The 25,353-nt window shown below is 39.8% G+C and carries 22 protein-coding genes and 5 tRNA genes; 12 read left to right on the forward strand and 15 right to left on the reverse strand.

Annotation, left to right across the window (positions count from 1 at the left end; genetic code table 11):
- The first annotated feature begins 156 nt into the window (after positions 1-156).
- The 7 genes from pspF (at position 157) to QT16_RS00435 (ending at position 7,086) form a co-directional block, all read left to right on the forward strand.
- Positions 157-1,221 carry a phage shock protein operon transcriptional activator gene (pspF, locus tag QT16_RS00405; protein ID WP_039484403.1) on the forward strand — a complete coding sequence of 355 codons (1,065 nt, stop codon included), beginning with the start codon at positions 157-159 and terminating at the stop codon, positions 1,219-1,221.
- A gap of 15 nt (positions 1,222-1,236) precedes the next feature.
- Entirely contained in the window at positions 1,237-2,844 is a 1,608-nt protein-coding gene (locus QT16_RS00410; protein ID WP_024596506.1) for an ABC transporter substrate-binding protein, read from the forward strand.
- On the forward strand, positions 2,844-3,878 hold the full coding sequence (locus QT16_RS00415; protein WP_039484405.1) for an ABC transporter permease: 1,035 nt from the start codon (positions 2,844-2,846) through the stop codon (positions 3,876-3,878). The genes QT16_RS00410 and QT16_RS00415 overlap by 1 nt, the downstream gene beginning before the upstream one ends.
- A complete protein-coding gene (locus QT16_RS00420) occupies positions 3,865-4,758 on the forward strand; it encodes an ABC transporter permease subunit (protein ID WP_002958337.1) in 894 nt (297 codons plus the stop codon). Before QT16_RS00415 ends, QT16_RS00420 begins: the two co-directional genes overlap by 14 nt.
- Positions 4,759-5,751 (forward strand): peptide ABC transporter ATP-binding protein, encoded by a 993-nt coding sequence (locus tag QT16_RS00425; RefSeq protein WP_039484409.1) that lies wholly within the window; start codon positions 4,759-4,761, stop codon positions 5,749-5,751.
- The gene (locus QT16_RS00430; protein ID WP_039484412.1) at positions 5,751-6,512 is read left to right on the forward strand and encodes an ATP-binding cassette domain-containing protein; all 762 of its coding nucleotides are present in this window, start codon (positions 5,751-5,753) and stop codon (positions 6,510-6,512) included. Before QT16_RS00425 ends, QT16_RS00430 begins: the two co-directional genes overlap by 1 nt.
- Before the next feature lie 88 nt (positions 6,513-6,600).
- The gene (locus QT16_RS00435; RefSeq protein WP_039484415.1) at positions 6,601-7,086 is read left to right on the forward strand and encodes a VOC family protein; all 486 of its coding nucleotides are present in this window, start codon (positions 6,601-6,603) and stop codon (positions 7,084-7,086) included.
- Between the two features lie 67 nt (positions 7,087-7,153).
- Here QT16_RS00435 and QT16_RS00440 read toward each other — a convergent pair whose 3' ends face one another.
- The 11 genes from QT16_RS00440 to QT16_RS00490 form a co-directional block, all read right to left on the reverse strand.
- Positions 7,154-9,055: a SurA N-terminal domain-containing protein gene (locus QT16_RS00440; RefSeq protein WP_039484418.1), complete on the reverse strand. Its 1,902-nt coding sequence runs from the start codon at positions 9,053-9,055 to the stop codon at positions 7,154-7,156.
- A gap of 171 nt (positions 9,056-9,226) precedes the next feature.
- Positions 9,227-9,523, reverse strand: coding sequence for an HU family DNA-binding protein (locus QT16_RS00445; protein ID WP_290173982.1), 297 nt, complete (start codon positions 9,521-9,523; stop codon positions 9,227-9,229).
- Between the two features lie 177 nt (positions 9,524-9,700).
- A complete protein-coding gene (gene lon, locus QT16_RS00450) occupies positions 9,701-12,070 on the reverse strand; it encodes an endopeptidase La (protein WP_039484422.1) in 2,370 nt (789 codons plus the stop codon).
- Between the two features lie 151 nt (positions 12,071-12,221).
- On the reverse strand, positions 12,222-13,505 hold the full coding sequence (clpX, locus tag QT16_RS00455; RefSeq protein WP_039484425.1) for an ATP-dependent protease ATP-binding subunit ClpX: 1,284 nt from the start codon (positions 13,503-13,505) through the stop codon (positions 12,222-12,224).
- A gap of 135 nt (positions 13,506-13,640) precedes the next feature.
- A complete protein-coding gene (gene clpP / locus QT16_RS00460) occupies positions 13,641-14,258 on the reverse strand; it encodes an ATP-dependent Clp endopeptidase proteolytic subunit ClpP (RefSeq protein WP_002958346.1) in 618 nt (205 codons plus the stop codon).
- Positions 14,259-14,422: 164 nt separating this feature from the next.
- Positions 14,423-15,727: a trigger factor gene (gene tig / locus QT16_RS00465; protein WP_039484428.1), complete on the reverse strand. Its 1,305-nt coding sequence runs from the start codon at positions 15,725-15,727 to the stop codon at positions 14,423-14,425.
- A gap of 378 nt (positions 15,728-16,105) precedes the next feature.
- A tRNA-Pro gene (locus tag QT16_RS00470) sits at positions 16,106-16,182 on the reverse strand.
- Positions 16,183-16,252: 70 nt separating this feature from the next.
- Positions 16,253-16,329 (reverse strand) — tRNA-Pro (locus QT16_RS00475).
- Between the two features lie 14 nt (positions 16,330-16,343).
- Positions 16,344-16,419 (reverse strand) — tRNA-His (locus QT16_RS00480).
- Between the two features lie 23 nt (positions 16,420-16,442).
- Positions 16,443-16,519: transfer RNA gene (locus QT16_RS00485), tRNA-Arg, on the reverse strand.
- Positions 16,520-16,577: 58 nt separating this feature from the next.
- A tRNA-Pro gene (locus tag QT16_RS00490) sits at positions 16,578-16,654 on the reverse strand.
- 353 nt (positions 16,655-17,007) lie between these two features.
- Here QT16_RS00490 and folD point away from each other — a divergent pair.
- Positions 17,008-17,862, forward strand: a complete 855-nt coding sequence (gene folD / locus QT16_RS00495) for a bifunctional methylenetetrahydrofolate dehydrogenase/methenyltetrahydrofolate cyclohydrolase FolD (protein WP_002958348.1) — start codon at positions 17,008-17,010, stop codon at positions 17,860-17,862.
- Between the two features lie 73 nt (positions 17,863-17,935).
- Here the strand turns inward: folD and cysS are convergent, their stop codons facing one another.
- Positions 17,936-19,315, reverse strand: a complete 1,380-nt coding sequence (cysS, locus tag QT16_RS00500) for a cysteine--tRNA ligase (RefSeq protein WP_039484435.1) — start codon at positions 19,313-19,315, stop codon at positions 17,936-17,938.
- A gap of 155 nt (positions 19,316-19,470) precedes the next feature.
- Here cysS and QT16_RS00505 point away from each other — a divergent pair, with 155 nt between their 5' ends.
- The 3 genes from QT16_RS00505 (at position 19,471) to QT16_RS00515 (ending at position 21,629) form a co-directional block, all read left to right on the forward strand.
- A complete protein-coding gene (locus tag QT16_RS00505; protein ID WP_002958350.1) occupies positions 19,471-19,962 on the forward strand; it encodes a peptidylprolyl isomerase in 492 nt (163 codons plus the stop codon).
- An 89-nt stretch (positions 19,963-20,051) separates the two neighbouring features.
- A complete protein-coding gene (locus QT16_RS00510; RefSeq protein WP_039484437.1) occupies positions 20,052-20,789 on the forward strand; it encodes a UDP-2,3-diacylglucosamine diphosphatase in 738 nt (245 codons plus the stop codon).
- Between the two features lie 54 nt (positions 20,790-20,843).
- The gene (locus QT16_RS00515) at positions 20,844-21,629 is read left to right on the forward strand and encodes a transporter substrate-binding domain-containing protein (RefSeq protein WP_039484440.1); all 786 of its coding nucleotides are present in this window, start codon (positions 20,844-20,846) and stop codon (positions 21,627-21,629) included.
- Positions 21,630-21,631: 2 nt separating this feature from the next.
- Here QT16_RS00515 and miaE read toward each other — a convergent pair whose 3' ends face one another.
- Positions 21,632-22,393, reverse strand: a complete 762-nt coding sequence (gene miaE, locus QT16_RS00520) for a tRNA isopentenyl-2-thiomethyl-A-37 hydroxylase MiaE (RefSeq protein ID WP_039484442.1) — start codon at positions 22,391-22,393, stop codon at positions 21,632-21,634.
- Positions 22,394-22,598: 205 nt separating this feature from the next.
- Between miaE and QT16_RS00525 the strand changes: the two genes are divergently transcribed.
- A complete protein-coding gene (locus QT16_RS00525) occupies positions 22,599-23,198 on the forward strand; it encodes a Yip1 family protein (protein ID WP_002958354.1) in 600 nt (199 codons plus the stop codon).
- A 114-nt stretch (positions 23,199-23,312) separates the two neighbouring features.
- Here the strand turns inward: QT16_RS00525 and purF are convergent, their stop codons facing one another.
- Both purF and QT16_RS00535 read right to left on the reverse strand, forming a co-directional pair.
- The gene (gene purF, locus QT16_RS00530; protein ID WP_024596369.1) at positions 23,313-24,839 is read right to left on the reverse strand and encodes an amidophosphoribosyltransferase; all 1,527 of its coding nucleotides are present in this window, start codon (positions 24,837-24,839) and stop codon (positions 23,313-23,315) included.
- Between the two features lie 18 nt (positions 24,840-24,857).
- Complete coding sequence (locus tag QT16_RS00535) at positions 24,858-25,352, reverse strand: CvpA family protein (protein ID WP_002958356.1); 495 nt, start codon at positions 25,350-25,352, stop codon at positions 24,858-24,860.
- Position 25,353: the final 1 nt, after the last annotated feature.

A 25,353-nucleotide genomic window follows, 5' to 3' on the forward strand; every position in this document is an offset into this window, starting at 1 on the left:
AGTCTGCTATAACTAGTATCAATATGCTTGCCAACTTTTTAAAAGTTAAAATACACTTTATTTTCATTACGTTAAACTAAATATACAAATTTCTTTAGTTATCCCTAATTATGAAATACACTAACTGTTAGTAAAAATGACCAAGAGTTAGGAAATATGAGCCAATATCGCCAACAGGATAATTTACTCGGCCAATCAGATAGCTTTCTGTCTGTATTAGATCAGGTATCGCAACTGGCTAATTTAGATAAACCGGTACTTATTATTGGTGAACGCGGCACAGGTAAAGAGCTAATAGCAGCACGCTTACACTTTTTATCAAAACGCTGGGATCAAAACTACGTAAAGCTTAACTGTGCAGCGCTTAACGAAAACCTACTCGAAAGTGAGTTATTTGGCCACGAAAGCGGTGCTTTTACGGGGGCAAGTAAACGTCACGAAGGTCGTTTTGAACGCGCTAACAGCGGCACACTGTTTTTAGATGAATTAGCTAATACCTCAGCTATGGTACAAGAAAAACTGCTGCGCGTTATAGAATACGGTGAGTTTGAACGTGTTGGCGGCAAACAAACTGTAAAAGTAGATACCCGCTTAGTGTGTGCGACAAACGAAGATCTTCCTTATTTGGCCGAGCAAGGTGAATTTAGAAGTGATTTACTCGATCGCCTTGCCTTTGATGTAATTACCCTGCCACCACTGCGCGAACGCCAAGACGATATTATGCTTCTTGCTGAGCAGTTTGCGATGAATATGGCGCGCGATTTAGAGTGGGAACTGTTTAGCGGTTTTACCCGAAGCGCAACAGAAACACTGCTTAGTTATGATTGGCCTGGTAATATTCGTGAACTTAAAAATGTGGTTGAACGCAGTTTGTATCGCCACGGTAGTGAACATATTCCCGTTCACCAGATTATTTTAGACCCATTCGATAGCCCATTTAGACCAAAAGCGCGTATTAAAGCACCTGTAGCGGCTCAAACGGTTAATGCAGAGCCTATTGTTGCTGCGCCGCCGATTACTCAAACAAGCAATGATTCAGCCGTTGATATTCAATTTCCGTGCAGCTTAAAAGAGCGTTCAAACGACTTTGAAATAAACATGATTAATAAAGCACTCGAACATAGCCAATTTAATCAAAAGAAAACTGCAGAAGTACTTGGTTTAACGTATCATCAATTACGTGGTTATCTTAAAAAATACAACTTGTTGGATCAACAATAGTCAGAGGTTATGCGGGTGCATAAATTATTACTTGTTTTGCTTACCACCACTTTAGTTGGTTGCCTTGATAGCAAAGAAGAAATCATAGAAGAAAAAAACCAAGGCTTAGTTTATTGCGCTGAAGCTAACCCTGTGTCGTTTAATCCGCAAGTCACGACCACCGGTTCAACTATTGATATAATTGCTAACCAATTATACGACCGCTTAATTAGCATTGATCCTGTTACGGCAGAGTTTCAAAGTGAGCTGGCGACCGATTGGAAAATTAGCAAAGATGGTAAATCGGTTACCTTTACCCTGCGTAAAGATGTAAAGTTTCATACAACTTCTTATTTTACCCCATCGCGAGACTTTAACGCCGACGACGTTATATTCACCTTTAGCCGATTATTCGATGTATATAATCCATATCACTTTGTGGGCGATGCCGATTACCCGTATTTTCAAAGTGTAGGAATTGATCAACTTATTCGCAAAATTGTGCGCGTGTCTGACTACCAAGTCCGTTTTGAATTGTTTAATCCTGAAAGTAGTTTTTTAGCTAATATGGCTACCGACTTTGCCGTGGTGCTTTCAGAAGAATACGCCATGAAACTTAAGAAAAATAATCAAAAGAACTTATTTGATCAGTACCCTATTGGCACCGGCCCGTATATTTATAAAGAATACCGCCGAGATCATCTTGTGCGCTTTTACCGTAACCCACTTTATTGGAAGCATGACGTTGCACTTGAGCAATTGGTTTACGATATAACCCCTAACGGCACTACGCGCATAGCAAAAATGCTGACTAAAGAGTGCGATGTAACGGCTCATCCAAGTAGTGCGCAATTGAGCATTTTAGCGCAACGCGATGATATAAACGTCGAAAAAGAAACAAACTTAAACATAGGTTATTGGGCATTTAATACAGAGCGTGCCCCGTTTGACGACTTACGCGTACGCCAAGCGCTTGCGCACGCAATAGATGTAGATAAAATAATGCAGGCGGTTTATTACGGTAACGGTACTCGCGCACAATCTATTTTGCCACCAACCTCTTGGGCATTTGAGCCACAAGAAGATATACCTACGTTTGATCCAGAACTTGCTAAAAAGTTACTTATTGAAGCAGGGTTGCCTAATGGCTTTGATATGACGATATGGGCTATGCCTGTGAGTCGTATTTATAATCCCAACGCACGTAAAATGGCTGAGCTTATGCAAAGTGATTTACGCAAAGTAGGCGTTAACGTCAGTATTGTAGAATATGAGTGGAATACGTTTATTCAACGTATTGGCGAGCATCGACACGACAGTGTATTACTTGGTTGGGCCGCAGATACACCCGACCCTGATAACTTTTTTAGCCCGCTGCTGAGTTGCACCGCTACTTTTAGTGGTAAAAACCCTGCAAACTGGTGTAATCCCCAATTTGATTTATTGCTTACTAAAGCACTAGACACCACTGATTTAAACAAACGTAAAAAATACTACGAAGATGCACAAAGCTTAATTATTAAAGAGTTGCCGTTATTACCTATTGCTCATGGCTTGCGCTTTCAAGCAAGTAGCGCTGATGTGGAAGGCATAACACTTGGCCCGTTTGGTGCTATTTCGCTTGCTAATGCGAGGAAAAAATAATGATCGTAGATTATATTTTACGTCGCCTTGGCTTGTTCTTTTTTATGATACTAATGCTCAGCGTATTTACGTTTTCACTGGCGTATTTATTTCCCGGTGATCCGCTAAGTAATTTAAGTGGCATACCAAGTGGTAACTTTGCACAGCATAGTGAGCTTGAAGATAAATATTTATACAACAGCAATTACTTTATGCAATACATTGCCTTTTTAGGGAGAATATTTCAAGGCGATTGGGGGCTTTCATTTGCCTCTGGTAACAGCGTGTTTAGCCATATTATTGACTTACTACCGGCTACTTTAGAGCTAAGCGTATATGCATTAATTGTATCGGTTGTTATTGGTGTACCTACTGGCATTTTAGGCTCTGGCTATCATAAACGCTGGCCCGACAAACTTATAAACTCTGTCACTATGGTAGGTTATTCAATGCCTGTGTTTTGGCTAGCATTGTTGTTAATAATGGTTTTTTCATTAAAGCTTGGCTGGTTTCCTATGTCGGGCAGAATGGGCCTCCTTTACGAAATACCCGCCAGTACAGGGTTTATATTAATTGATATTGCTCTAGCTGGATTTCCATATAAAGGAATGGCTTTTGTTGATGCGCTGCGCCATTTAACACTCCCTACTATTGTACTGGCCATGTATCCAACCACGGTATTAGTGCGCTTTACTCGCGAGTCTATGCTTAAAGTAATGGATCAAAACTTTATTAAAACAGCTAGGGCAAAAGGCCTTAACCGCCGTCAACTTATCATGCACCATGCACTGCGTAATGCACTACTACCGGTAATTAAGCAAATTGGTTTGCAATTTAGCACCTTGATAACACTTGCCATGATAACCGAGGTTATTTTTTCTTGGCCGGGTATTGGCCGATGGTTAATCGATAGTATTTATCAGCGCGACTTTCCTGCAATTCAAGGCGGATTAATGGCGGTGTCTTTATTTGTTATTTTGGCCTCTATTACAGCTGAGCTTACTTACACTTTATTCGATCCACTCTCGCGGAATCAGGCCCATGGCAAAGTTTAATTTATTTTCTGAAGAGTCGAATAAATCGCCACTTGCGCGATTTTGGCGCAAATTTAAAAACAATCACCCAGCTTTGGTTGGTTTATGGATATTTATGGCGTTTGCATTATTGGCCGCCACCGCTCCTTTTTTAGCGCCCTATGGTGTAAACCAACAGCATAGTGATGCACTACTCATACCGCCCTCATGGCGAGAAATGGGCGATGTACGCTTTATTTTAGGCACCGATGATTTAGGCCGTGATGTACTCTCGCGCTTAATGAATGGTGCAACATATACGTTTGGACTTTCTGTTGTAGCAGCCCTGATCACGACTCTGTTTGGTGTATTAGTGGGGACTTTTGCAGGGATTAGTAAAGGGTTGCGTTCAAGCTTTTTAAATCATTTACTTGATATAACACTTTCTATTCCTTCTTTGTTATTGGCCATAATAATAATCGCCATACTTGGCCCTGGTTTAATGAATACCGTATGGGCAATTATTTTAGCGTTACTACCGCAGTTTATTCACTCGGTGCGCAACCTAATTGTTGATGAATTAAGTAAAGATTACATTACTGCGTTTAGACTCGATGGCGCGTCTAACTGGCATATTATATCGCGCGGTATTTTCCCTAATATTTATGAGCATATTGTGGTTATATTCACGATGGCGCTTTCTACTGCGATATTAGATATTTCAGCACTGGGATTTTTAAAATTAGGGGCTCAACCACCAACGACCGAATGGGGCGCAATATTAGCCGAAAATCTAGGCCTTATTTATTTAGCGCCGTGGACTGTAGCGCTACCTGGTGTACTGTTATTTTTAGCCGTGTTATCTACTAATTTAGTAGGTGATGGCCTGCGACAAGTGCTAAAAGCACGTAAGGCTGATTAAATGCAATTACTCGATGTTCGTAACTTAACTATTGAACTACGTACCTCTGAAACTGTAATTAGAGCCGTAGACAGAGTGAGCTTTAGCTTAAAAGAAGGCGAAGTACATGCGCTTGTAGGCGAGTCTGGCTCTGGTAAAAGCCTAATAGCAAAAGCGATTATTGGTGTATTGAACGAACGCTGGGATATTACTGCCGACCGTATTCATTGGCGCGGCGTAGACTTAATGCGTTTAAGCCCAGAGAAACGCCGTAAAATAGTAAGCCAAGATATAGCGATGATCTATCAAGACCCAAGTCGCTGTCTTGACCCAACCGCTAAAATATTTGACCAAATAGCCGAAACACTCCCAGAGGTAGCGGCTAAAGGTTTCTTTTTAAAACGCAACCGAGAGAGAAAAGACAGAGTAAAAGCGCTTATTCACAAAGTGGGTATTAAAAACCACGAAGCGGTACTAAGTAGTTACCCTCATGAGCTCTCTGAAGGCGTATGTCAAAAAGTAATGATTGCGATGGCCATCGCTCGCACGCCTAAATTATTAATAGCTGATGAGCCAACTACAGCGCTTGAAAGCACCACCCGCGCGCAAGTATTTAGGTTACTAAAAAGCTTAAACCAACTTAAAAACATGTCTATTTTAATGATCTCTCATGAACTGGAAGAGATTGCACATTGGTCGCATGGCATTCATGTTTTATATTGCGGGCAAATGGTTGAAGCAGGCCCAACCCATGAAATATTTAAACAGCCTCGCCATCCATACACGCAAGCATTACTAAAAAGCCTACCAGACTACGAACAAGGCTTAGCACATAAAGAACCTTTTTATGCGCTTAAAGGGACTATCCCTACTCTGCAACATTTGCCTATTGGCTGTCGCCTTGGACCGCGTTGCCCACAAGCGCAAAAAGCCTGTGTGGTTACACCAGCCCTGACTAAGCATCATGGGCATAGTTATGCGTGTCACTTTCCGTTAATTAAGGACATGAAGTAATGCAGCCACTGTTAAAAGTACAAGCGCTTAGTAAAACCTTTAATGTGCGAGCTGGGCTTTTTTCACGTAAAAAGTTTGAAGTTCTTAAAAACATTTCATTTTGCGTAGGTAGAGGTGAAAGCATTGCCATAATTGGCGAAACAGGCGCAGGTAAAAGTACGTTGGCAAAACTACTTTCAGGAGCTGATAGCGCCGATAGCGGGCAAATTTTACTCGAGAATAATATTATCGAAGATAATGGCGTACGTGATAATCAATGTCGCCATATTCGTATGATTTTTCAAGATTCAGCTGCATCGCTCAACCCGGGATTAACCATTGGCGAAATGCTTGATGATTGCCTGCAATATAATACTGAGCTTGATGCTAGTGAACGCACTGAAAAGATTGATGCAACGCTTTCTAAGGTGGGTTTGCTAATCGATCATAAACACTACTACCCGCATATGTTTAGTGTGGGGCAGCTACAGCGTGTAGCGTTTTCTCGTGCATTAATTTTAGATCCTAAGGTGATTGTACTTGATGAAGCTGTTTCGTCTTTAGATCCATCTATAAGGGCGCAAATAGTAAATTTGTTACTTAAACTTCAGCGCGATACAGGCCTTACGTATGTGATGATCACTCATCATTTAAGTTTAGTACGCCACATTAGTGATTTTGTTGTTGTACTTGATAAAGGCGAAGTGGTTGAATACGGTCCTACTGAAGATGTTTTTCAAAACCCTCAATCAAAAGTAACGCAGCGTTTATTAAGCTGCTAAAACAGATTATAAATACCTAACTTTTTTGTAAGGTAACCGTATTTAGATGGGTCTTCTTATTAATTGTATTTAATTAATAAGAGATCTCATGCTTAAACAAAAGTTACTACTTAGCCTTTCCCCCCTACTCTTTCTATCAGCTTCAGCTATTGCTGATACACCAAAAAAGATTAAAAACTGGGTTGGTGGTGTTGATCATTTAGGTTTAACTGTATCAAACTTAGATGCATCCAAAGCATTTTTTACTGATGTACTTGGCTTTAAAACGCTAGGAAATGACCCTGCCTATCCTGCTTATTTTTTATCAAACAATAAAATAACCATTACATTATGGCGCGTGAAAAACGATGCAAAACGTGTGGAGTTTAATCGAGCAGAAAATGTGGGCTTACATCATTTAGCACTCAGTGTTGAAAGTATCAAAAATTTAAGCGAGCTACATGAACACTTAAAAATGCAAAATAATATTATTATAGAGTTTGCACCCGAAAACTTAGGTAGCGGCCCAACCCAACATATGATGATAAGAGAGCCTAGCGGCAATCGAATTGAGTTTATTGCCAGAGGTAATTAATAACAACTTTATTTAAGACAATAAAAAAGGCGCTTTAAAAGCGCCTTTCTTTATGAGCTACAATTAATTATTCAACAGTTTGTGTAGCCGCTGGTAAGTTAAGCTCAGCATTGGCTTTAAGCGCTTCAATAAATACCATGTAGTTTTTATTAGCTTGCGCCATAGTAATACTTTGTTTTGCTTGAGGGTCAATATTAGCTGCAACTTGTGCATCTGTTACCGACTTAAGCGCAACAATTGCTGCATCACCATTATTTAAATTAACGAGGTCGACTACCGCAGAATCAGCTGGGTGAGCCATTTTAAAAGCTTGAGTCACAATAGCAGGTGAAACAGTATAGCTTTGACGTGTTAACTTAGCTTCTTGGCGAAGTGTTAAGCTTTGCTCGTTAGCAACATCGTTTAAGCTCTTACCTGCTTGTACTTCTGCAAATAAGCTACGTGCCTTTTCTTTAGCAAGCTCAGATGATTTTTCATTAACTAAACGCGCTTTAATTTCCTCGCTTACTTCGTCTAACGGCTTAGTAGCAGCAGCTTTGTGCTCGTTAATACGAACAATGATTGCATGCTCATCGCCCAGCTCAATAACTTCAGAATTTACTTTATCTTCAAGTAAATCAACTGATGTTAATGCTGTAACAACTGCAGGGCTGTTTAACGGCTCTGGTAGAGCATTAAGTGCTAAAAGAGGTGTAGATTTAACTTCCACTTCAGCAACTTCTGCAGCATCATCTAAGCGGTCTGAAATTTCAAATGCAAGTGCACCCATTTCAGTTTGCTTTTCGTAAAATGCATCAATTTTTTCAGCTTGTTCTAATTCAGCACGTAAGTCAGCTTTAACATCGTCATACGCTTTAACTTGTTGTGGTTGAATATCAGTAAGTTTAATTATGTGATAACCAAACTCAGATGTAACAACGTCAGAAATATCACCTTTATTTTCAAGCGCGAAAGCCGCGTCTTCAAATGCAGGGTCCATTACGTCACGCTCAATCCACTCAAGATCGCCGCCCATTTCACCACTAACGATATCGTCAGACGATGACTCAGCAAGCTCTGCAAAATCTGCACCTTGCTCAAGTTGAGCGTGTAGCGCGTTAGCTTTTTCTTTAGCTGTATCGTCGTCTTCACTGTTATCAATTAAGATATGCGATACGCGACGCTTTTCTGGCTCAACGTATTGTGCTTTGTTTTGCTCATAATACGCTTTAACGTCATCCTCGGTTACCGATTCAACATTGATATCTGCTGCTTTAAGCTCAATGTAACTTACTGAGATAAGCTCTGGAGATGAAAATTGAGATGCGTTTAGGTCGTAGTAATCAGATACTTCTTGATCTGATACTTCAACATTCGCGGCAAGCGCTTCTTTGTTTACAACTACGTAATCAATACTACGAGTTTGCTGCTGAAGAGCCATTGCGCTTTTCAGCTCGCTCTCTAGGGCAAAGTCTGTACCGGCAACAGCAGATACTACCTGGCTACGTGTCATATCTTTACGTAAATATTCACGAAAAGCATCTGGTTGAAAATTCATTTGACGAATTACTTGTAGGTAACGGTCGTTATTGAATTTTTCACCAATTTGAAAGTACGGTAATTCTAAAATTGTTTTACGTACACTTTCGTCGCTTACGCGAAGGCCTAAATCAGCCGCTAGCTGTGATTGCAATTCTTGTTGTACTAAGCGGTCAATTACACCTTGACGAATTTGTGCCATGTAATTTGGATCAGCTGCAATTTGTGTAAAGTATTCACCAAATTGTTGCTCTAAACGGCTACGTTCATTTTGGTAAGCACGGTTAAAATCGGTTTGACTAATTTTAATTCCATTTACTTCAGCAACGGGTTGTTCTGTGGTTTGACCTAAGTAACTACCGATCCCTGCTAAGGCAAAAGATAAAATCACCGCGCCTAAAATTATTTTGGCTACAGGTCCTTGCGAACCTTCTCTGATTTTCTCAAGCATTTGTTTATCTCTTTTTGATCAAGGTATTTTACCTTGTCACATGTAAAAAAAGCGTATCTTACCAGATACGCTTTTTCACTTGAAGTAACTGGCGGAAAAGTTACTTAACTCATCTGTTGAAGTGAATCAGTAACTTTACACTCGCCATAACTAATGTGTTTAAAACAGTGATTAGTTTACTGCGTCTTTAAGCGCTTTACCGGCTTTGAAAGCTGGAATAGTTGCAGCAGCAATTTGGATAGTTTCACCAGTTTGCGGGTTACGGCCTGAACGTGCAGCACGTTCACGTACTGAGAAAGTACCAAAACCTACAAGTGCAACTGAGTCGCCATCTTTTAGCGCGCCAGAAACAGATTCGATGAATGAATCTAGTGCACGACCTGCAGCCGCTTTAGAAATGTCAGCATCAGCTGCGATTTGATCGATTAATTGAGATTTATTCACAATATCATCCTCTTTCATTGTTATTATCAAGAGCGATGGTTTTTTAAACTAACATCACTTTTTTGAAAATTTTAGAGCAAACTTTTAATGCCCACATGATTATATTTTTCTTAAGCCTAGGCCCCATAAGGGCTAGGCTTGAAAACCAGTGCTTAACTTATCATACCGTTTAGATTTGAAAAGCCCTAAAAAGCACTTTTTTTATGTTTTTTCATGGTTTTTAGGTGTTTCGACCGAAAAACTCTCAACAGGGTGTACTAAAGCAAGCTTTAACACCTCGTCAATCCAAGTAACTGGGTGAATATCAAGACCTGCCAGCACGTTGTCTGGTATCTCTTTTAAGTCACGCTCGTTAATTTTTGGAATGATCACTGTTTTAATTCCACCACGATGCGCCGCTAATAACTTCTCTTTTAAACCACCAATAGGAAGTACTTCACCGCGTAGCGTAATTTCACCAGTCATAGCAACATCTGCTCGAACAGGATTACCCGTTAAGCTAGATACAAGACCCGTTACCATAGCTGCGCCCGCACTTGGACCATCTTTTGGTGTTGCGCCTTCAGGTACATGTACGTGAATATCACGTTTTTCGTAAAAGTCGCTGTTAATACGGAAAGTATCAGCGCGATTACGCACAACCGTCATTGCCGCTTGAATCGACTCTTGCATTACATCGCCAAGAGAACCGGTGTAACTTAACTTGCCTTTACCTGGCACTGCCGCACATTCAATTGTTAGCAAATCGCCACCTACTTCTGTCCACGCTAAACCTGTAACTTGACCAATACGGTCGCCATCTTCAGCTTTACCATAATCAAAGCGCTGCACACCTAAAAAGTCCTCTAGGTTATCTTGATTGATAGTCACTATTTTAGTGTCTTTTTCAAGTAAGATATTTTTAACTGCTTTACGACATAGTTTCGAAATTTCGCGCTCTAAGTTACGTACACCCGCTTCACGTGTGTAATAACGAATAATGCCAATAATTGCGCTGTCTTCGATAACTATTTCAGACTCTTTTAAGCCGTTACGTTTAACTTGTTTAGTAATTAAGTGCTCTTTTGCAATGTTTAGCTTTTCATCTTCGGTGTAACCCGATAAGCGAATAACTTCCATACGGTCCAACAATGGACCAGGAATGTTAAAGCTGTTTGATGTTGCTACAAACATAACGTCAGATAAATCATAATCTACTTCAAGATAGTGATCGGCAAAATGACTGTTTTGCTCGGGATCAAGCACCTCTAACAATGCTGATGCTGGGTCGCCGCGCATGTCTGATGACATCTTATCAATTTCGTCTAACAAGAATAATGGGTTTTTAACGCCCACTTTAGACATGTTTTGAATTAGCTTGCCTGGCATAGAACCAATGTAAGTACGACGATGACCGCGAATCTCAGCCTCATCACGAACGCCGCCAAGTGCCATACGCACATATTTACGACCAGTAGAACGCGCTATAGATTGCCCAAGTGATGTTTTACCAACACCAGGTGGTCCAACTAAACATAAAATTGGCCCTTTGAGCTTATTAGTACGCTGTTGCACCGCGAGGTACTCAATAATGCGTTCTTTTACTTTATCTAAGCCGTGGTGATCGCTATCAAGAATTTTTTGTGCGCCTGCTAAGTCTTTTTTCACTTTAGAGCGTTTTTTCCATGGCACATTAATTAATGTGTCTATGTATGAACGCACTACAGTCGCTTCGGCAGACATTGGCGACATCATTTTAAGCTTATTGAGCTCTGTAGTTGCCTTTTCTTTAGCTTCATCAGGCATGCCAGAATCTTCAATACGCTTTTTAAGCGCTTCAAATTCGTCAGGCACATCATCAAGCTCACCAAGCTCTTTTTGAATAGCTTTCATTTGCTCATTGAGGTAATACTCGCGCTGAGATTTTTCCATCTGCTTTTTAACACGGGTACGAATTTTCTTCTCAACTTGCAGTAAGTCTATTTCACCTTCCATTAGTGCCATTAAATATTCAAGACGTTCTGTGACACTTGAAATTTCGAGCACTTTTTGTTTTTCAGGTACTTTAAGTGGCATATGCGCTGCCATTGTGTCGGCAAGGCGTGCTGGCTCATCAATACCTGAAACCGAAGTTAGTACTTCAGGTGGAATTTTTTTATTTAGCTTTACATAGCCTTCAAACTGGCTAATTGCGCTTCGGATAAAAATATCTTGCTCTTGTTCATCTACAGAATCAGATTCAATAAATTGAGCATTAGCGACAAAAAAGTCATCGTTATCTACGAATTCTTCAATTTGTGCGCGCTGTGTACCTTCAACTAAAACTTTAACTGTACCATCTGGTAATTTTAATAACTGAAGTACAGTGGCAATAGTACCGATACGATAAATATCATCTTGCTCTGGTTCATCCACAGTTGCATCTTTTTGTGCAACCAAGAAAATTTGTTTGTCTTTGTCCATTGCCGCTTCTAGGCATTTTATTGATTTTTCACGGCCAACAAAAAGCGGGATCACCATGTGCGGATATACCACAACATCGCGCAGTGCAAGGACTGGGATTTCGACTCGGTCGGTTCTCTCAAGCGTCATTATAGTTTCTCTTCGCACTTCATTTATTTTAAAGATTACTCAAGTATATGGGGATAACCTAATTAAAGTTCAACAATTTTCCCTAACTCGATTAAATTAATTATAAAAAAAGGAGCCTAAGGCTCCTTTTTCCATTCAAATAGCTTAAAAACTATTCTGATGAAGCTTTATCTTGCTTATTATTTTCATAAATCAAGATTGGGTCTGACTCACCTTTAATAACGGTTTCATCAATAACCACTTTGCTTACATCATCCATTGAAGGAAGTTCATACATAGTATCAAGTAACACGCCTTCAACAATTGAACGAAGACCACGTGCACCTGTTTTACGCTCCATTGCTTTGTGAGCAATTGCAGCTAAGGCATCATCGCGAAACTCGAGTTCAACATCTTCCATACCAAACAATACTGAAAACTGTTTAGTAATCGCGTTTTTAGGTTCACTTAATATTTGCACAAGAGCTGCTTCATCAAGCTCTGTTAATGTAGCCACTACCGGCAAACGACCTATAAACTCAGGAATTAAGCCATATTTAACTAAATCTTCTGGTTCTACGTCTTTAAATGTTTCACTTAAAGAACGACTCGCCGCAGACTCTTTTACGCTAACGCCAAAACCGATACCGGTGTTTTTATGGCTACGTTGCTCAATTACTTTATCTAGGCCTGAAAATGCACCACCACAAATAAACAAGATTTTAGATGTATCTACTTGTAAAAACTCTTGCTGTGGATGTTTACGACCACCTTGCGGTGGAACAGAAGCAACGGTGCCTTCAATCAGTTTAAGTAGCGCCTGTTGAACGCCCTCGCCTGATACATCACGCGTAATTGAAGGATTATCAGATTTACGAGAAATCTTGTCAATTTCATCGATGTAGACAATACCGCGCTGTGCTTTTTCGACATCGTAATCGCACTTTTGTAAAAGCTTTTGAATGATGTTTTCAACATCTTCACCTACATAACCTGCTTCGGTTAATGTAGTGGCATCGGCCATAGTAAACGGCACATCAAGTAGGCGCGCTAATGTTTCTGCAAGTAATGTTTTACCACTACCTGTTGGGCCAATAAGCAAAATATTACTTTTACTTAATTCAATGTCTTGCTTAGTCGATTGGTTACGTAAGCGTTTATAATGGTTATAAACGGCAACAGACAATACTTTTTTAGCATGATCTTGACCAATAACATAATCGTCTAAGTGGTTACGAATTTCTTTTGGTACAGGTAGTTTGTCAGACGTATCATGCTTAGGAGCAATGTCTTTAATCTCTTCCCTGATAATATCGTTACACAACTCTACACATTCATCACAAACGTATACTGAAGGGCCTGCAATTAATTTACGCACTTCATGTTGGCTTTTGCCACAAAAAGAGCAGTATAACAATTTATTACTTTTGTCGCCGTCTGTAGGAGTGTCAGACATTCAGCTACCTCATTTTATTACGTTGGCCACCAAACCTGTTGGCGGCTATTTCAATACGCTTTAACTATACCAAAATTTATTGGTTTTCGCATAGTAACTCAAAGTGGCAAACAGGCAGTCCTGCTTACCAAGCGCTTACTTTTTGTCGCGATTTGTAAATACAGAGTCTACCAAGCCGTAATCTACAGCTTGCGAAGCACTCATGAAGTTATCACGATCTGTGTCTTTAGAGATAATATCCAATGGTTGGCCTGTATGCTCAGCCATTAAGCGGTTAAGCTTATCTTTAATAGACAGAATTTCTTTAGCGTGTATTTCAAAGTCAGATGCTTGACCTTGGAAACCACCTAATGGTTGGTGAATCATCACACGTGAGTTTGGTAGGCAAAAACGCTTACCTTTAGCACCAGCAGTAAGTAAAAAAGCACCCATGCTTGCAGCTTGACCTACACATATTGTACTTACATCTGGTTTAATGAAGTTCATTGTGTCGTAAATAGCCATACCCGCAGTTACTGAACCACCTGGTGAGTTGATATATAAAAAGATATCTTTATCAGGGTTTTCTGATTCTAAAAATAGCATTTGCGCTAAGATCAGATTTGCCATGTTGTCTTCAACTTGACCTGTTAAAAAGATAATACGCTCTTTTAATAATCTCGAATAAATATCATACGAGCGCTCGCCTTTCGGTGTTTGTTCAACAACCATTGGGACCAATGCATTTAGGGGATCTGTAATACCAGTATTCATACTTATTTAATTCCTTATGCGCTTATACTTATCCTTATTATAAGGAAGCATAGTTATCGTTTTTCGCAAATTTAGAGCCAAAAACTAAAATGGCCCGGGCACGCTGTATAAACAGAGTAACACGAGCCATTTAATCGTTAGCGAGAGCTTAAGTCAATGACTTATTAAGCACCTTGCTGTGGATTCATGATGTCATCAAATGCTTTTTCAACATCAGTAACAACTGCTTTAGCTAAAATAGCTTCAACAGCTTGCTCTTCCATTGCTACATTACGCATTTGCTGCATAAGTTGATCATTACCTTTGTAGTATTCTACTACTTCAGTTGGATCTTCGTATGCAGAAGCTACTGTTGCAATTAATGCTTCAACTTTAGCGTCATCAACTTTGATGTCGTTAGCTTTAATCACTTCACCTAATAAAAGGCCAGTTTTTACACGTGTTACAGCTTGCTCGTGGAACAATTCAGCTGGAAGCTCTGGCATGTTTTGAGCGTCGCCGCCAAAACGTTGAGCTGCTTGCTGACGTAGTGCGTCAACTTCTTGATCAACAAGTGCTTTTGGCACTTCAATTTCGTTGTTTTCTAAAAGACCTTTAATTGCTTGGTCTTTAACGCTTGCTTTAACCGCTTGGTCAAGCTCACGTGTCATGTTCTTTTTAACTTCTTCTTTAAGCGCGTCTACGCCGCCTTCGGTAACACCGAATTTAGTTGCAAACTCTTCGCTTAATTCAGGTAACTCTTGCGCTTCAACTTTTTTCACTGTGATAGTGAATTGAGCCGCTTTACCTTTTAAGTTTTCAGCGTGGTAATCTTCAGGGAAAGTTACATCAGCAACTACTTCTTCGCCTGCTTTTTTACCTACGATGTTATCTTCAAAACCTGGGATCATACGACCTTGGCCAAGTTCTAATGGGAAGTCTTCAGCTTTGCCGCCTTCAAATACTTCACCGTCGATAGTACCTACGAAATCAACAGTTACACGGTCGTTTTCGCCAGCAGCTGCATCAACATCAGTCCACTCTGCGTGTTGCTTACGAAGTGTTTCTAGCATGTTAGCTAAATCTTCGTCAGTTACTGTTACTGCTGGTTTTTCAACAGTAATTTTATCTAAACCTTGAACTTCAACTTCAGGGTAAACTTCAAACGTTGCCGAGAATTCTAAATCTTTACCTGCTTCAAGTGATTTAGGAGCGAATGTAGGCGCGCCAGCTGGATTGATTTTTTCAGAAACGATTGCTTCAATGTAATTACGTTGCATTACTTCGCCAGCAACTTCTTGACGAACTGCAGGGCCAAAACGCTTGTTAATTACAGATACTGGAACTTTACCAGCACGGAAACCATCTATACGCTGTGTTTTTGACAGTTGTTGTAGGCGTTTTTTTACTTCGGTCTCAACGTTCTCTGAAGGAACGGTGATAGTTATACGGCGCTCAAGGCCTTGGGTCGTCTCAACAGAAACTTGCATGATTTACCTCAATATTCAATTTTGGCGACTGTTCGCCTTCCTTTACAAACAAAGTGTTCTGCATGAGTCTTGATAAAGTTTAAGCGGTTTTTCACACTTAAAAGCATCCGTCGCTACCATGAGACACCATTGCTGCTTTGCCCTTCGGGCACTATGTTAAACAATAGACGCGGCATTATAACCTAATATTTATGATAGTCGAGTATAGGGGGCAATTATTTGGACTAGATAAGGGACTATAAAGACTAACTGAATAAAAAACAGGCTAACTACGGACTAAATAGAATAAAATAGAAATTATTTAATAGAATTATAGGCTAACAGATTTAGATTTATAACTTAGAGGAATTTATTTATTGTTCTTATTAGATAAGAAAATGGTCGGCGATGCAGGATTTGAACCTGCGACCCCTTGGACCCAAACCAAGTGCGCTACCAAACTGCGCTAATCGCCGACATTGAAGAATTAACTTCTTTTTTCATACTGAACACTTAAACTGAGAGTTTAAGACCATTTTAAGAAAATGGTCGGCGATGCAGGATTTGAACCTGCGACCCCTTGGACCCAAACCAAGTGCGCTACCAAACTGCGCTAATCGCCGATATTCGTTGTAAATGGGGTGACTGATGGGGCTCGAACCCACGACAACCGGAATCACAATCCGGGGCTCTACCAACTGAGCTACAATCACCGCTATATTTACATGTTTTCAAATGGTGCACCCAGAAGGATTCGAACCTTCGACCGACGCCTTAGAAGGGCGTTGCTCTATCCAGCTGAGCTATGGGCGCATCGAAAACTTCATAGTTTACCAATAAGCTATTCGATTATAAAAAAATTATAAAAAAATGGTCGGCGATGCAGGATTTGAACCTGCGACCCCTTGGACCCAAACCAAGTGCGCTACCAAACTGCGCTAATCGCCGAAACTTATTATTGCTAGCGAGTGACCTCGTTGACAACGGGGTGCATAATAGTGATTTGACGGGGTTAGGTCAAACGTTTTTTTAAGAAAACCAATCAAGTGCTCATTTTTAGTGCACAATGGTTAAATATTACAATAGTCGGCTGAATTTTAAACTATTTAACAGCTCAAACGTTATATACCTTAAAAGCAACTTGGCGCTGCTATGCTTTTCTGCGAAAATAGTAGGCACATTATAAAACGAGTTAAATAAAGAGCGTATTTTTCTTTATTAGCATTTTTACCCCTATTTTATTATGCATTCGTTTTTAGAGTATCGGTATCTAGTTAATTAACCCCAATTAAAGGTCACCCATGACGGCAAACATCATTGATGGTAAGGCAATCGCAAAACAAGTACGTAGCGCTGTAGCAGAACGCGTAAGTGAACGTGTAGCAAATGGTTTACGTGCACCAGGACTTGCAGTAGTACTTGTAGGACTTGATCCAGCAAGCCAAGTTTATGTTGGTTCAAAACGTAAAGCCTGTGAAGAAGTCGGTTTTATCTCTAAATCATTTGATTTACCAGCAGACACACAAGAGCAAACTCTTTTAGATTTAATTGACGAGCTAAATAATGATGCCGAAGTTGATGGAATTTTAGTGCAGTTACCACTGCCAAAAGGTCTTGATGCTGAAAAGATTTTAGAACGTATTACCCCACATAAAGATGTTGATGGATTTCATCCATATAACATTGGTCGATTAGCACAGCGTATGCCTGCCCTTCGCCCATGTACGCCTAAAGGTATTATTACATTACTTGATTCAACGGGTGTACGTTATAAAGGGATGCATGCAGTTGTCGTTGGCGCGTCAAATATTGTTGGTCGTCCAATGTCGTTAGAGCTTTTATTAGCAGGTTGTACTACCACTGTATGTCATAAGTTTACTCAAGACTTAGAAACACATGTTCGCCGCGCTGACTTATTAGTTGTGGCTGTCGGTAAACCTGAATTTATACCGGGAGATTGGATAAAAGAAGGCGCTATTGTTATCGATGTGGGCATTAACCGCTTAGATACGGGTAAATTAGTCGGTGATGTTCAATACAGTGTGGCCGAACAAAAAGCGCATTTTATTACACCTGTACCAGGTGGCGTTGGCCCGATGACTGTCGCAAGCTTAATTGAAAACACACTTGAAGCGTGTGAAAAGTATCACAGCTAAGCTGTTTAAAAAATCAAAAAAGGGTTGCCATTTGGCAACCCTTTTTTAGTTTGACCTGAATTACTTTAAACGCTTACGCTTTACGCCACGTTGTTTTACCAGCTGAATCTTCAAGTATTACACCTAATGCATTAAGTGCATCGCGAGCTTCATCAGCAGCAGCCCAGTCCTTACTAGCACGTGCTTCATTACGTTTTACAATTAATGCTTCAATTGTCGCAACTTCGTCGTCATCTTGCCCACCTTGTAAAAAAGCTTCCGGTGCTTGTTGAGCAACGCCTAACACTTCACCAAGGCTACGCAGTATAAACGCTAACTTGCCAGCTTGACCTGCGTCACTTTCTTTTACGCGGTTTAATTCTTTAGCAAGTTCGAACAACACAGGTAGTGCTTCTGGTGTATTAAAGTCGTCATTCATTGCTTTTCTAAATTTAGCAACAAACTCATTGCCTTCTAAATCGCATTCTACCGGTACGACATCACGAAGCGCTGTATAAATGCGTTCAAGTGATGAACGCGCTTGGTCTAAATTCTCTTGCGAGTAATTTAATTGGCTGCGGTAATGCCCTGAAATTAAAAAGTAACGAACAGATTCGGCATCGTATGCTTTTAAAACTTCACGCACAGTAAAAAAGTTATCTAACGACTTAGACATTTTTTCTTTATTTACTTGCACCATGCCAGTATGTATCCATGTATTTACATACTTGCCGTTGTTTGCACAGCACGACTGGGCAATTTCGTTTTCATGATGTGGAAACTGTAAATCAGACCCCCCACCGTGAATATCAAAATGCTCTCCTAAGTGTTTTGAGCTCATTGCCGAACATTCAATATGCCAACCAGGACGCCCTTCACCCCACGGTGATGACCATGATGGCTCACCTGCTTTGGCTTTTTTCCATAACACAAAATCAAGTGGATCGTCTTTATCTTGAGCCACTTCTACGCGAGAGCCCGATTGCAACATAGTTAGATCTTGCTGAGAAAGCGCACCATATTGCTCAAACGTTGATACATCAAACAAAACATCGCCATCAGCTGCAACATAGGCATGGCCTTTTTCAATCAAGCGCTTAACCATAGCGATGATTTCATCCATATGGCTTGTAACTGTTGGTTCAATATCTGGGCGTAGCATATTTAGGCTATCAAAATCTTCATGCATCGCTTTAGTCATGCGCACAGTTAAGTCGTTTATTGACTCACCATTTTCATTTGCGCGTTTAATTATTTTATCGTCGATATCTGTAATGTTACGTACATACTTTAAATCGTAACCAATATGACGTAAATAGCGCACAATAACGTCAAAACCAACAAAAGTACGAGCGTGTCCAATATGGCAGTAATCATAAATGGTGATACCACACACATACATGTCGATTTTGCCTTCGACCATAGGTTTAAATTGCTCTTTTTGTCGCGTGAGTGTGTTGTATATATTTACCATTTACTTTGAGTCCTTGACTATTTACTTGAACAGTTATGTTACCACTTGAAAAGCCCCTGCTCTAGCGCTTTATAACAAACCAAACATCTACTTTGTTAATCTTAGCCAACTACGATAAAATAGCGCCAATATTTAAACCAGATATAGGAAAACACATGGTTGTTCTACACACCAATTTTGGTGACATCACCATTAAAATGTTTGAGCAAGAAGCTCCAAACACAGTTAAAAACTTTTTAGAGTATGCAAATGCTGATTTTTTCAACGGCACTATCTTTCATCGTGTAATCGATGGTTTTATGGTTCAAGGCGGTGGTTTTGTACCAGGTATGGAACAAAAAGAAGTTAACGACCCAATTAAAAATGAAGCTAATAATGGCCTATCTAACAAGATAGGTACTTTAGCAATGGCGCGTACGCCTGATCCTCATTCAGCTACAGCGCAGTTTTTCATTAACGTGAACAACAATGACTTTTTAAACCACAGCAGCGAAACATCGCAAGGCTGGGGTTACTGTGTTTTTGCTGAAGTAGTAGAAGGCATGGACGTAGTAAATAAAATAAAAGGCGTAGCAACAGGTAGTACTGGTTTTCACCAAGACGTGCCTCTTGAAGATGTGATCATCGAAAGCGTTACTGTTAGCTAATAGTAAGTTTACCCACGTAATGTGGAGTATCAGCGGGCATTTACGCAATGTGTATACGCCCGCTTTATTTATATCGAAAAGACTGACCTATGACTCGCCAAACTTACTTTATTGCAGATTTACACCTAAGCGAAAACCGCCCCGACATTAGCGCTGCATTTTTTGACTTTTTAAATACGCATATACTAAATAAAGATGTAGATGCACTTTATATTTTGGGTGATTTTTTTGAAGTATGGGTTGGAGATGACTACATTACAGCGCTGAGTGCCGATGTAGCAAAGCATTTAAGCGCCGTTAATGATGGTGGGACACCTGTTTATTTTATACATGGCAACCGTGATTTCATCATGCGCAAGCAATATGCAGACATGGCCGCAATGACTTTACTCGATGAACAAACAGTCATTGATTTATATGGTACGCCTACCGTTATTTTACATGGCGACGAAATGTGTACTCAAGATACTGAGTATCAAAAATTTCGTAAAAAAAGCCGTGGTTGGTGGTGGCCAAAATTAATGCTTGCAATGCCACTTTGGTATCGTAAAAAAATAGCGCGTAATGCCCGTGAAAAAAGTAAGTTGAGCCAAGCTGATAAACCTATCGAAATTTTAGACGTTGTAGATGAAGCCGTGCTTGCCACCTTTGCTAAACATAACGTTACTAATATGATTCATGGTCATACTCACCGCCCTAATGTTCATACCTATAAAGTTGATGAACAAACGCTTACTCGTACAGTGCTAGGTGACTGGTATACCCAAGGCTCTTATCTAGTCGTTACCCCTCAATCACAAGAATTAATTAGCACGCCTTTCGCATAATTTAAAATCCTGACTATTATTTAACTATATATTTGAATAATAGTGAGAGGTTTAATGATTAAGCTGTTAATTTTCATCGTAGTAATTGCCATTCCTACCAAAGTATTTAGCGAGCAAACATGGCAAATTGTTACTGAAAACTACCCTCCCTATTTTAGCGAAAACCTTCCTGATAACGGTTGGTTATACGAAATCACTCAATCAGCCCTTAAAACTCAAGGCATTAATAGCGAAGCCGAGTTTACGACATGGGACCGCGCCCTAAAGCTATTAGAAAAAAAGAGAAAAACAGCTATTTTAGGCGCTTTTTACTCATTAAAAAGAAATGAAGTTTTTTACTACTCTCGCCCACTTGCAGTTGCTCATTCAGGAATTTTTAAACGCAAAGAGAGTGCTATTAATTTCGATGGTACAGTCCAATCATTAACACCTTATAGTATTGGTACAGAAGATAATGCCTTTGTAAGCCAAGAGTTTACTAGAAATACTGAGCTGGCAATAACGTCTACTAAAAGCCTTCCTACAAGTTTATACCTGCTACAACAAGGTCGTATTGATTTGGTCGCAGGCACTAAAGAAGTAGGGAAGTATTGGCTTGAGCACAATAACGAAGTTGATTTAGATAAGAATAAAATTGAGTACTTATTGCCAGATCTTGCTTCTCATAAACTATATTTAGTTGTCTCTAAATCAAATTACAGAGCAAAAGAGTACTTACAAAAATTTAATAGAGGGATTGATATAATAATTGAAAACGGAAGCATTGCTGAAATCATGAAAAAACACAATTTCAGCAATCGAAAAACAGCTGAATACATTAATTTTTTAAAAGAAAATTAGCTTTATGCTATTGGCAGGCCACTATGAAACTTAAAATCTTCATCCTGTGATGAAATTAATTCGGCTTCAATCTCGCCAAATTCTTTAACTCGTTCGGTAATATCAAAATCAGCAATTTCTTGCGCTAAAGTTAGATAATCTTGGTAATGACGGGCTTCAGAGCGCAGCAGCGAAATATAAAAATCACCTAAACGTTTGTCAACATGCGGCGCAAGCTTTGCGAAACGCTCACACGAACGCGCCTCAATGTAAGCGCCTACAATTAATTTATCAACAAGGGCGTTTGGCTCAAACGTTTTAACATGACGAAGCATGCCTTTTGCATAACGACATGGTGTAATGCTTTGGTACTCTACACCGTACTCGTCCATAATTTCGAGCACTTGGTAAAAATGATGCAACTCTTCTTTTATCAACAATACCATTTTATCAATTAAATCTTGTCCATATGGCGAATTAGATTTAGGAATTATTGATTTAGTTAGCTTATTTTTAGCCACGAGATCACGCCAATTTCCTTCACGCTTATAAATAAGCGTTTCAAATGGCTTTAGCCACTCGAGTAAGGCATCACTACCCTCTTTATCAACAGCGTATTTACGTATTAAAAACATCGCACTTTGAGCCGCTTTTAACTCACAAATTAAGTGATCGATTAAGATGACTGATAAGTTCTCTTTTTTAATTGCCTGCTCCACCCACTGCTGCGGGGTTGTACACACTAAAAAGTTATTGATCGGCTCTAAAAGTTGGCTATGTGGCACGTTGACTGCTCATTACTAAATAAATTTGATAGAGCGTTATTTTAACACGAAATTTTGTTTGGGATAAATCAAAGCCCTAACCTGTGCAAAATGTTAATAGTGAGTTAACTTGACTTTGCAAAATAAGTGAACCATAACTGTACATAGACTGTATAAAAATAAACCAACCAAAACAGTAATACGTTCCTTTTATGGAGTAAGCACTATGATACTAAATCATCTCTGGGGCATTTATGCTCACCCACTTGAAGAATGGCAAACAATAGATAATCGCCATGAAAGTTTAACCTATAGTTTGTCGCATATTTTACTGATTGCTTTGTTTCCTTCAATAATGGGTTATTACTCATCTGTTTATTTAGGATGGAGTATAGGCGCAGGCGATCCTGTATTTTTAACGCACGATAGTGCGCTGTTAATTGCAGTTGCAATGTATTTTGCTTTAATAGCGGGTGTTTTTGCATTGGCGTATTTGGCTCATTGGATGGCCGTTACATTTGGCTCTAAGCCTACATTTACACAAACACTTGAACTTGCAGCTTATACTGCAACACCTGTGTTTATGTCGGCGCTTGCCGCCTTTTGGCCTGTTCTTTGGTTTGTAGTGTGTATTGGAATTATTGCACTAGCTTACTCGGTCTACTTACTTTATACCGGCGTACCAATACTTATGCATATTCCACAAGAGCGTGGCTTTATTTATGCCAGCTCGGTTGTAACGTGTGGATTAATATTACTGGTTATTATTTTAGCTGTAACAGCTATGCTTTGGACAAATGGGATTGTTAGTCCAATGTTTACTTAATAAAGTTTAGCTAAAAAAGAGTCGTGTTTGATAGAAATGTTCCCTTTCTTTCCTTCGCAAAAAAGGAGCTAATTAGCTCCTTTTTTTATGTAACGACTTTTTATTAACTAATAATTAATCAGCTTCGTTTTCGTCTTGGTTGTGAATCTCTAAACTTGAAGACATCGCACTTTCGCGGGTACTTTTTGCTGAATCGTTACGTAGCTCATCAATACGGTTTAAATAGTTTTGATCAATGTCGCCTGTAATATATTGCCCATCAAATACTGAGGTTTCGAACTTAGTAATTTCAGGATTTTCTTGGCTAACCGCAGCTATTAAATCTTTTAACGATTGAAAGATTAAACCGTCAGAACCAATACTTGCATTAATATCTTCAACTTCACGTCCGTGAGCAATAAGCTCAGCTGCTGAAGGCATATCAATACCGTACACATTAGGGAAGCGTATTTCAGGCGCTGCGGATGCAAAGTAAACATTTTTAGCACCAGACTCTCGAGCCATTTCAACAATTTGTGCTGATGTTGTACCACGAACAATTGAGTCATCAACCAATAATACGTTTTTACCTTTAAACTCGCGATCAATTGCGTTTAGCTTTTGACGCACTGATTTTTTACGCATCTCTTGGCCAGGCATGATAAATGTACGACCAATATAACGGTTTTTAACAAAACCTTGGCGATACGGTAAATCAAGCACACGTGCAATTTCCAGTGCTACATCGCATGAAGTTTCTGGGATTGGAATAACTACATCAATGTCTTTATCAGCCCATTCGCGTGCAATTTTTTCGCCTAGTTTTGTGCCCATGTTTACGCGTGTTGCATAAACAGACATACGGTCTATTGTTGAATCAGGTCGAGCAAAATAAACAAATTCAAAAATACACGGCGAGTAAGATGCTTTATCTGCACAACTAAGTGAATGAAATTCACCTTCTTCTGTAACATATATAGCTTCACCAGGGGCAACATCACGTACAAACTCAAAGCCGTCCGGTTTTAACGCAACGCTTTCAGAGGCGAACATGTACTCAGTGCCTTTTGCAGTCTCACGTTTACCAAATACAAGTGGACGGATACCATTCGGGTCGCGAAAAGCAACAATACCGTGACCAATAATCATAGCAATTGTTGCATAACCACCGCTTACTTTATTATTTACCTCGGTTACCGCAGTAAATATATCTTCAGGGTCTAAATGCAACTTATCAGATTTACTTAGTTCATGTGCCATGATGTTGAGTAAGATTTCTGAATCAGATGTTGTATTTACATGACGACGTGCTTCTGAGAATAACTGCTCTTTTAAAGCTTCTGCATTAGTAAGGTTACCATTATGGGCAAGCGCTATACCAAACGGTGAGTTAACATAAAAAGGCTGTGCTTCAGATGAGCTTGAAGACCCTGCTGTAGGATAGCGCACATGGCCAAGACCAATCGTACCTTGTAGTCGTTTCATATGACGAGTGTGAAAGGCATCTTTCACTAAGCCATTTGCTTTGCGTAAGCTGAACGTATTATTCTCAATGGTAATGATACCCGCGGCATCTTGACCACGGTGCTGCAAAACAGTTAAGCCATCATAAATCGCCTGATTGACAGGGGATGTTCCGACTATTCCAACGATACCACACATGTAATTTATCCTCGCCGATTAACGGTTTACTGAATTTAAAAAGCTCGAGTTGTTTTCTAGGTACGAAAAGAACCATTCAACAACAAAGCCAAATTCTGGAATCAAAATAGAATTGCCCCACCAGTGCGTATTGGGTGCACCAGTAAAAGCATCAAGAAAGAAGAGTAACGCGCTCACGACCAACACGCCTCGTAGAGCACCAAACACTATGCCAAAGACACGGTCGGTACCCGATAAACCAGTACGATGTACGAGCTCACCTAAAATGTAGTTTAGTAAACCGCCTAACAGTAGCGTCGCAAAGAATAATATGGCTATGGCCGCCGCATTTCTTAAAAGGGGTTCAGAAATGGTTGTTAGGAAGGAAGCTAAATATTGGTAAAATAAGCTAGAGATGATAAAGGCGCCAGCCCATACCGCTAATGACATTGCTTCTTTTACAAAGCCGCGTATTAAACCGATGATGGTAGACAATACAATGATGCCAATAATGGCGTAATCAACCCAGATCATA

The organism is Pseudoalteromonas distincta, assembly GCF_000814675.1.
Lineage (GTDB): Bacteria > Pseudomonadota > Gammaproteobacteria > Enterobacterales > Alteromonadaceae > Pseudoalteromonas > Pseudoalteromonas distincta.